Origin of the sequence: Camelimonas fluminis (genome assembly GCF_014656355.1) — a bacterium.
In the GTDB taxonomy this organism is placed as follows: Bacteria; Pseudomonadota; Alphaproteobacteria; order Rhizobiales; family Beijerinckiaceae; genus Camelimonas; species Camelimonas fluminis.
This window is the reverse complement of sequence record NZ_BNCG01000009.1, coordinates 88,495-97,126: the sequence shown is the minus strand read 5'-3', so window position 1 is coordinate 97,126 and position 8,632 is coordinate 88,495. Positions and strand designations below refer to the sequence as shown.

The 8,632-nt window shown below is 67.2% G+C and carries 6 protein-coding genes and 2 tRNA genes; all 8 read right to left on the bottom strand.

From position 1 onward, the window contains the following. Nucleotides 1-246: 246 nt before the first annotated feature. Entirely contained in the window at nt 247-753 is a 507-nt protein-coding gene (locus tag IE243_RS11780; RefSeq protein WP_191319578.1) for a CinA family protein, read from the bottom strand. A gap of 177 nt (nt 754-930) precedes the next feature. Beyond that, nucleotides 931-1,006, bottom strand: a tRNA-Ala gene (locus tag IE243_RS11775). Nucleotides 1,007-1,438: 432 nt separating this feature from the next. Beyond that, nucleotides 1,439-1,514, bottom strand: a tRNA-Ala gene (locus tag IE243_RS11770). Nucleotides 1,515-1,606: 92 nt separating this feature from the next. Continuing rightward, nucleotides 1,607-1,969: a TIGR02300 family protein gene (locus IE243_RS11765; protein ID WP_191319577.1), complete on the bottom strand. Its 363-nt coding sequence runs from the start codon at nt 1,967-1,969 to the stop codon at nt 1,607-1,609. A gap of 291 nt (nt 1,970-2,260) precedes the next feature. Further along, on the bottom strand, nt 2,261-3,406 hold the full coding sequence (locus tag IE243_RS11760; protein WP_191319576.1) for a polyamine ABC transporter substrate-binding protein: 1,146 nt from the start codon (nt 3,404-3,406) through the stop codon (nt 2,261-2,263). A 120-nt stretch (nt 3,407-3,526) separates the two neighbouring features. Further along, complete coding sequence (locus tag IE243_RS11755) at nt 3,527-4,540, bottom strand: MraY family glycosyltransferase (RefSeq protein ID WP_244643094.1); 1,014 nt, start codon at nt 4,538-4,540, stop codon at nt 3,527-3,529. A gap of 497 nt (nt 4,541-5,037) precedes the next feature. Beyond that, the gene (locus tag IE243_RS11750; protein WP_244643092.1) at nt 5,038-5,895 is read right to left on the bottom strand and encodes an MBL fold metallo-hydrolase; all 858 of its coding nucleotides are present in this window, start codon (nt 5,893-5,895) and stop codon (nt 5,038-5,040) included. Between the two features lie 74 nt (nt 5,896-5,969). Then, nucleotides 5,970-8,537 (bottom strand): ABC transporter ATP-binding protein/permease, encoded by a 2,568-nt coding sequence (locus IE243_RS11745; protein WP_191319574.1) that lies wholly within the window; start codon nt 8,535-8,537, stop codon nt 5,970-5,972. Between the last annotated feature and the right edge of the window lie 95 nt (nt 8,538-8,632).

Genomic DNA, 8,632 nt, shown 5'->3' with positions numbered 1-8,632 from the left:
TTGCCGGCTTGCGCAAGCCGGCTCCGGCCCCGGCGGACTGACGCCAGACCGGTCTGGCGTATGTTCGCCGGGGCCGGGTGACGCGCCGATTGCCAGCGCTTTGAAAAACCGAAGGCCCCGGACGTTTGTCCGGGGCCTCTTTTTATCGCGTGCGCTGGACGCCGCGCCTGACGATTTCAGGAGTGCGCCAGATGCACTGCGCGGGCGGCGTGGCGGCCATAGGGCGGCGCGGCGTACAACTGACGCTCAAGCCCCCCGTTCGGTCTCCAGGGCCTCCAGAAACAGCTGCAACGCGGCCTCGGCGAACAACACCATATTACGCTCCCGCCCGGGCTCGCCGGTCTTGATGACGCGGGACAGGTTCACCGGGCCCGCAACGGCCATGCAACTGTGCCCGGTTGAATCGCCATAGCTGTTGCCGGCAGGACCCGCCGCGCCGGTTTCGGATACGCCCCAGGTCGCGCCAAGCCGCTCGCTGACAATGCCGGCCATGATCCGGGCATAGGGCTCGGTCGAGCTGCGGATGCCTGGCGGCAGGCGCTCGATGCCCATGAAGGCGCGCGCGGCGGGGCGGGCGTAGGTAACGCTTGCGCCATGGAAATAGGCTGATGCGCCTGGAACCGAGAGCAGCGCCGCCGCGACCAGGCCGCCGGAGGAGGATTCGGAAACGCCGACCGTTTCCTTGCGGGCGAACAACCGTTCGGCGCAGGCATGGGCGAGGCGGGTGAGGGAAGGGGGAATCAGCTCAGTCATGAAGCCAGCGTGCTGGGTTTTTCGCCGGCTGAACAGCGTCAAAACCAGGCCCGGTGAAAAACCGCCGCAAGAAGAAAAACGGTCGCCAGCCGGCGTCACATAAAAAAACCGGCCCTTGCGGACCGGCGTCTCCCTTTCGGGGATCTCTCCTGCGCGTATTTTCTGGCGGAAGGAGATTGGTGGAGCCAGGCGGAATCGAACCGCCGACCTCTTGAATGCCATTCAAGCGCTCTCCCAACTGAGCTATGACCCCACTTTTTCCGGCGGCCGTTTGGGGCGGTCGCCGTGGATGAACGCGGTATAGTCAGACGCGGGCTGATACACAAGCGTCATATGGCGGGTGCGACGTTTTTTTCCCCGCCTGTTGATGACGGCGCCGGGCGCGGCCCTTCACGCCAGCTTCTCCGCGCGTCGCGGGCAGGGGAAATCGTGGAGGCGCCTGGGCGTCTTCCGGCCAGCATTGTCCGGGAACATCCGCCACTTTTCCTGCCCTCCAGCGGACACTGGTCGACCAGACGACGCGGGGCTGGTCAAACGACGCTCAGGGGCGGAAACGCCTCCGCCGATCAGGCCGGAGCGCCCGGGGAGCGCTGGCGTCCGTCACGGCATAAAAAAACCGGCCCTTGCGGACCGGCGTCTCCCTTTCGGGGATCTCTCCTGCGCGTATTTTCTGGCGGAAGGAGATTGGTGGAGCCAGGCGGAATCGAACCGCCGACCTCTTGAATGCCATTCAAGCGCTCTCCCAACTGAGCTATGACCCCACTTTTTCCGGCGGCCGTTTGGGGCGGTCGCCGTGGATGGAGGCGGTATAGTCAAACCGCCTCCGGAGCACAAGCGCTCAAAACGCTTTTGCTCAGATTTCCTCGTCGTCGTCGATGTCGCTGTCGATAAGTCCGGCGACGTCGTCGTTATCTTCCTCTTCTTCGAGGAAGGCGTCGTCGTCATCGCTGTCGCCATCGACATCCACGTCGACGTCCACATCGATCTTGCCGTCCTCCTCGCTGTCGGCCTCTTCGAGGGACACGGTCGCGGGATCGGCGCTTTCGTCGTCGGCGTCATCCTCCACCGGGCGCGCGTTCTTCGCCTGCGGCTCGAACATCGAGCGCGGGAACGCCTCGCCGGTGTACGGCGACACGATAGGATCCTTGTTCAGATCATAGAACTTGCGGCCCGTGGTCGGACAGACCCGCTTCGTTCCGAGTTCCGGCTTTGCCACAGCAGACTCTCTTTCGGAAATTGCGAGCGTCCCCGTTAGTAAAGGCGCCCGGTGCTGTCAATCCACGGATTGCCTCACTGGCTGATTGCGTCGTCAGAACGACGCTTCGCCGGGGCGTGATGTGGGAGCGCCAACGGACCCGCGCAAGGCGGCTGGCGCTGATTCTGGATGCGCGACGGTCAAGCCTTATCCTGACAAGATCCGTTGCATTGCGCATCTGGAAAAATGCGCGGGAAGCATCGCCGGTCCGCGCCAGGCGCAGGCGACAGCGGGTCCGGGGAAGCGGGCCCCCTAGCGGCCGCTGCGCAGCCGGGTCCACAACCGGGTGATGGCGCGCTGGCTGCGGTCGTCCGGGGTCGTGGTGGTGAACAGACGGGACATGGTGGCTGCATCCGGGTAGACGTTGGGGTCGTTCAGCAACGCCGGCTTCACCAGGGCCCGGGCGTCGCCATTGCCGCTGGCGTAGGCAATGAAATTACTGTTCGCCGCCGCGACGTCAGGCCGCATCATGAAGTTGATAAAGGCGTGCGCCTCAGCCGAATGGGGGGCGTCGACGGGAATGGCGAAGTTGTCGAACCACATCTGCGCGCCCTCCCTGGGCAGCACATAGGCCACCTCAACGCCGTTCTTCGCCTCCTGGGCGCGGCGGCGCGCCTGAAGGATGTCGCCGGAATAGCCAAAGGCCATGCAAATGTCGCCGTTGGCCAGGGCGGCGATGTATTCGGAGGAGTGCAGCTTGCGAATGTCGCCGCGCACCTTGCCCAGGGCGTCCGCGGCGGCCTGCAGGTCGGCCGGCGCCTTCGAATCCGGATCACGCCCCACATAGCGCAGGACTGCTGGCAGCACGTCTTCCGCCGCGTCGAGAATCATGATCCCGCAGGACTTCAGCTTGCCAGCCAGCTCAGGCTTCATCAGCAGGTCGAGGCTGTCCAGCTTCACGTCCGGTCCCAGCGCCGCGCGCGCCTTCGCCACGTTCACGCCGAGGCCCGTCGTGCCCCACATATAGTTCACCGCGTGGCGGTTGCCTGGATCATAATTGGCGAGACGCGCGGCGATCTCCGGCCAGGCGTGTTTGAGATTGGGCAGCGCCGCTCTGTCCAGCTCCTTCAGGACGCCGGCGCGGATCAGCCGCTGCACGGTTGGCCCGGTGGGAACCACCACGTCATAACCGGATTTGCCGGCAAGCAGCTTGCTCTCGATGATCTCGTTGTTGTCGTAAGTGTCATAGACGACGCGGATGCCGGTCTCTTCCGTGAATTTCTTCAGCATCGCCGGGTCGATGTAGTCCGACCAGTTGTAGATGTTGACGACGCGCTCATCGGCGCCGCGCACCGGCCCCGCAGTCCCGGCGACGGCGAGGGACAGCGCGCCGATGGCGGCGGCGAACAGGTTGCGGCGACTGAAGGACGCAAGACGGGGCGGGCGCAGCCGGAGCATGGCGAATTCCTGGGGCGTGGCAGTTCTTGAACGTGGGCGGAAGCCGGACATTCTCACCGATGCGCGGCGGCGTACAGCCCCTGGAAGCGCCGTCAGCGCCGGATCTGACGGCGGGCGCTGTTACAGCCGGCCGCCAAGCCGCGCCAGCAGCAGGGCCGTGACGCCCGCGCCGCAGGCCAGCAGACCAAGCTGGGCCCACAGCCCATCCGCGAACAGCGCCAGCGCGGCGAGGCCAGCGAGCGCCACGTTGGCGACGGCGACGTGGCTGACAACGCGCAACGCCGTCCAGCCCCGGTCCGCCGCCTGCTGGTAAAAGTGCTGGCGATGCGCCTCCCACACCCGTTCGCCCCGCGCCAGTCGGCGGCACAGGGTGATGGTGGCGTCGGCGCAATAGTACATGGGCAACAGCAGGGCCGGGACCAGCGCGCCGCCCGAAGCCAGCAAAAACAGCAGCCACGCGACGATCAGGCCAATCGCCAGCGAGCCGACGTCGCCGAGAAACAGTCGCGCCGGCGGCAGGTTGAACGGGGCAAAACCCAGCATGCCGCCACACAGCGCCGCCGCGACCACCGCGAGAAGCGTCGCCTGGGCGCCGCCCGCGCCAGCCAGGGCGCCAAACAGCGACAGGGCGAGCAACATGGGCGTGACGCCGGCGACGGTCAGCCAGTCCAGTCCATCCATGAAATTGGTGAGATTGACGAACCACAGGCCAGCGAAGACCTCAAAGGCGCGCTCCACGGCCAGCGGCAGGTCGGGCGTCAGCCGGGCGCCGTCGCCTACCGCCCACAGCGCCAGCCAAATGGTGAGCGCCTGGCCCGCAAGGCGCGGCGCGACGGGCAGCGGACGGATGTCATCGACGGCGCCGATCAGGCCGATCAGCGCCGCCGCCAGCGCGAGCCATCCGGCGCTTTCGCGGGAACCCGGCGGTAGCCAGGCCATGGCCGCCGCCAGCGCCAGGGCGATGAAACAGCCGCCGAGCACGGCGATGCCGCCGCCCTGCGGCGTGGGCGTCCGGTGGCTGGAGCGGGCGTTGGGGCGGGCCAGCGCGTAGCGTTGCAGCAGCGGCTGCAGAACGATCACCAGGACGCCGGCGGCGATGGCGGCGGCAAACAGGGCGGCCAGAAGGGGAAGCAAGCCGATTCTCCAGGAAGAAGGCGCGATGCGCTGCAGCAAAATCCGCTCATGCTGAACCGGACGTTCACCATGTCTTTTTAGCCGACGCGTTCCTCACGCGAAATGGCGTCCACGCCGCTGGAAAACACGCTTCAGCGTATTGCGGCAACCCGAAGCTTTGAGAAATCCGGGGCTTTGAGAAAGCGACGGCGCGCCCACGCGCCTGTCCGTGCGGCTGGCGCGCCACGAAACCGCCCGCAAATGGTCCGCGTCCAGCGCTGCAATCGCCTGTATTGCGCCCTGGATGATGCGGAAAGTCCGTCTGTTGGCGAATCCCGGCAGCCAGGGAAACGTCCGCGCAAGTGATCCCTGAGCGCGTTCCGTCGATTTGCGAGCCCGCAATGTTCTTCGCGAAAGGCGGGCTCCGCTTTCTTCAAGAATGCTCTGGCGCCCCGGCGTTGCGGCAACGGCCGGGCTCACGGAATGGGTCCCTGGCGACCATCCGGTCGAACCTGCATTCAGTCGAATGTGACGGTGAGGCCTTCGCGCGCCACGAATGAGCCGGGCAGCGCCAGCGCCAGTTCCTGCTCGATGCTTCGGTGGACGTCGTCGTCGCGGTCCGGATGCAGGTGGAACATCGCCATTGCTTTGGCGCCGCCTTCGCGGCACAGGCGCACGCCTTCGCGCCAGGTGGAGTGACCCCAGCCAATGCAGCGGCAATATTCCTCTTCGAGGAACATGGAATCATAGATCACCAGGTCAGCGCCGGCGACAAAGGCTTTCAGCTCGGGCGGCGGCCCGCTGGCGTCGTGTTCGATGTCGCTGATGTAGCAGATGGCCCGGCCATTGTGGTCGAAACGGTAGCCCGTGGCGCCGGAGGGGTGGTTGAGGGGACAGGTGCGGATCTGGCGTCCAGCGATATCGAGGGTTTCCCCGGCGCGGAAGCCATGGTGCGCGAAGGTCGCCGGCAACAGATCCAGGGTTATCGGGAACAGCGGCGGCCGGTACATCCCGTCGATGGCGGCGGCGGCGCTGGCTCCGTCGAGGTTGCCGCACCAGGTGTGGATGACGCTGTCGGCCCGTAGCGCCGGTTTGAAAAACGGCAGCCCGGAAATGTGGTCGTGATGCAGGTGGCTGAGGAGCAGATGGATATCGGCTGGAAAGCTGCTGGCGCATCCGACGTCGCGGCATAGCGCCTGGCCCAGCTCGATGACGCCGGCGCCGGCGTCAACGATGAACCGTTGCCCGCCGACGGTGACCTCAACGCATGGCGTGTTGCCGCCATAATGGGAGAAGCGCGGACCGCACACGGGATGAGACCCGCGCACGCCCCAGAAGCGCACGGACAAACCGTTGCCCGCATTCGTGTTTGTCACAGCAGCCATCATGTCAATTTATTGACGCGGCGCGCAGGCCAATGTGTGCTGGCGCACGCGGCGCTCCAGATCGTTCATGCCAGATTTTCTCCATTGTCCACTCCGGTCACGGCGCCGGAGCGCGCGAGGCCGCCCCGGGCGAACGGTACGGCGCGCATGTCTTCCGCCAGTTCTTCGTCGCGCATGGTGATGAACAGGCTGCGTCCGTCAAGCCATACGCGCAGACGGTTCAACAGCGCGAGGGTTTGCGAGGGGGAGAGATTTTCGGTGACGCCGACAGCAACCAGCATGTCAGGCCGGCGGGCCAGGCAACGCGCCAGGTCCAGCTGGTTCTCGCGGCCGGCCATGGCGCGCATGTCCTCGGCGCTGATGCGGGAGGAAAGGCCGGAGCTGATCACCAGATCATCCAGCCCCGCCTGCTTCAGGGTCGCCGCGATGACGCCCTGGATCTTCTCCTCGGCCCCCGCGATATGGTGGGCGACGCGGCCGAACAGCAGGTTGTCGGCGAGGCTGGCGGCCCGGCAGACCTCATCCGGATCGTAGAACGCGACAGCGGACTCCAGGCTGCGCGGCAACAGCTCGCGAAACACCGGGCGCGCCTGCACGATGCGCTGTTTGAGGCTGTCGTCGAGCAGGCCGAGGCGGTGCCGGGATTCCACGTAACGGAAGGCGAGGTTGACCAGCAGGTCCCGGTCACGCGCGGCGGCCGCGCCGCGCGGTCGCCGGTCGCCGGCGTGGCGGTCGAGCAACTCCTCGTAGGCGCCGCGTTCGCCGTAGTGGAAGAATGAAAACTGCCGGAACAGCGGGTGCCCCTCCGGCACGCCCTCGAACATTTCCAGCATGCTGCGGGCCACGGCGAGGCCCATTTGCTCCAGGGGCCGTCCCAGATCCTCGGCGGCGAGAACCGCCCGGACGAACGGATGGCTGGCGAGGTTCGACTCGCCGAACGTGTCGCCCACCGGCAGACCGAACATCAGGTTTTCCGCCACCGTGGCGTGCATGTTGTAGGCGGCGGGATCGAAGGGATCGACAAGGGCCGCTGCATCAGCCCGTTCAAGCTCGTCGCGGACAGCGCTGCGGGCCGCGACGACGCGGGCCGCGATCTGCGGGTCGGCGCCATTCTCCACGGTCGCTGCGAGACCCAGCGCGTACACCGCGTCGTCGAGGCCCGCGACGCGGATGACCTCCTCCAGCGTCGCGCGGTCTGGCCCATGCACCAGGCCGCGGTCATCGCCCCATTCCGCGCAGCCATATTGCAGATTTTCGAGCACGGTGCCGGTCAGCACGATCGGGGCGCCGCCGGCATAGGCGATGAATTTGGGGCGGGTCGGGCCGGCGATGCTCTGCAATGGCCGCTCGCCAATACGGATGGAGCCGGCGGTGGCGTCGAAGGCGCCGCCGAGCAGGCCAGCGAACACCTCCGCGCCGGAGCCGGGTTCGCCCACCAGCGCGACGTGGGCGGGAAGCGGAACGCTGAGCGAGACCCCCGAGACCCGCAGCCCGCTGGCCGGGTCGAACGCCGCCACGCCTTCAGCGGTCAACGGGGCGGCCAGCGTCCCGCTGGTGATGGGCAGCGCCTCGCGGGGCCGCCGCGCGGCCAGCGAGCCGTTGGCGCGGGCGATGTCGCCAAGCACGGCGCGCGCCCGCTCCCGCTCCCGCCGCCAGGCGACCAGAGCGTTGACAGGTCGTTGCAGCAGCACCGAGGCGAACACCAGGGAGACCATGCCGCCGAGGGTCAGGCGTCCCTGCATCACCCACCAGCAGCCCCAGGTGATCATCAGCAGCGGGCCGCATTCGCGCAGAAAGGCGCGGGCGGCGGAGGCGAGGGAGACCTTGCGGGCCAGCGGGCGCCACAGGGCGTCGAGCCGCGTCAGCAGGCTGCGGAAGTAGCCCTCCTCGACGCCAAAGGCGCCATGCAACTGAATGGCGACGGCGCGGCTGGCGGCGCCGCGCGCGGCCCGGGTCATTGTCCGTTCGCGGCGGCGCGCCTCATCGGCGAGCCGGGCTTCGGCGCGGGCGACCCACAGGATGACGATGACATTGGCGATGGTCAGCCCCAGCAGCATGGCGCCGGAATGCACGCCGACGTGGACGCCGAACGCCAGCACGATGGCAAGCTGGCTCAGCGCCATGGTGGGCACGATGATGGCGTCGCCAAAGAACCAGGCGATCGCCGACAGTCCGCCCCCAGAAAGCTGGGCGACGTCATCGGCGTCGTCATGGGTCATGCCGCGCGAGCCGGCGATGCGGCGAAACAGGCGCAGCCGGAGCAGGCTGGCGAGGCGCCGCGCGATGATGCTGCGCAGCGCCGCGACCATGGATATCAGCAGGCTGCGGAGCGCCAGCAGGCCGAGAACCGCGATGCACCCGGCGAGGAAATAGGCGTTGCGCTCCAGCGCCAGCCCCTGGAACAGCCGCCATCCGCTCTGGAACATCCGCTCGGGCAACGGGATGGCGAGCGGAAGGAAACTGGCGACGGTCCTGTCGCGGAAGGCGAGACCCAGCACGGCGTCGTCGACGAGAATCCGCGGCAGCTCGAGCAACAGCCAGTTCACGGGCGCCATGACCAGCAGGGCCAGCAGGGCGACCAGATGCAGCAGGCGGCTGTTCTGCCAGACAAAACGGATCGGATTTCGTTCCATCGACCGTCCAACTCCAGGGACATGGGCCCCATACGCGAAAGCCTCGGGAGCGAAGGTTCAGGGCAGGACCCTGGTCACGTTTCGCCTTGCACGTT

Bases quoted from the DNA above. Each gene is read 5' to 3' on its own strand.
- IE243_RS11780 (WP_191319578.1), bottom strand. From the start codon at position 753: ATGACTGAGCTGATTCCCCCTTCCCTCACCCGCCTCGCCCATGCCTGC.
- IE243_RS11760 (WP_191319576.1), bottom strand. From the start codon at position 3,406: ATGCTCCGGCTGCGCCCGCCCCGTCTTGCGTCCTTCAGTCGCCGCAAC.
- IE243_RS11745 (WP_191319574.1), bottom strand. From the start codon at position 8,537: ATGGAACGAAATCCGATCCGTTTTGTCTGGCAGAACAGCCGCCTGCTG.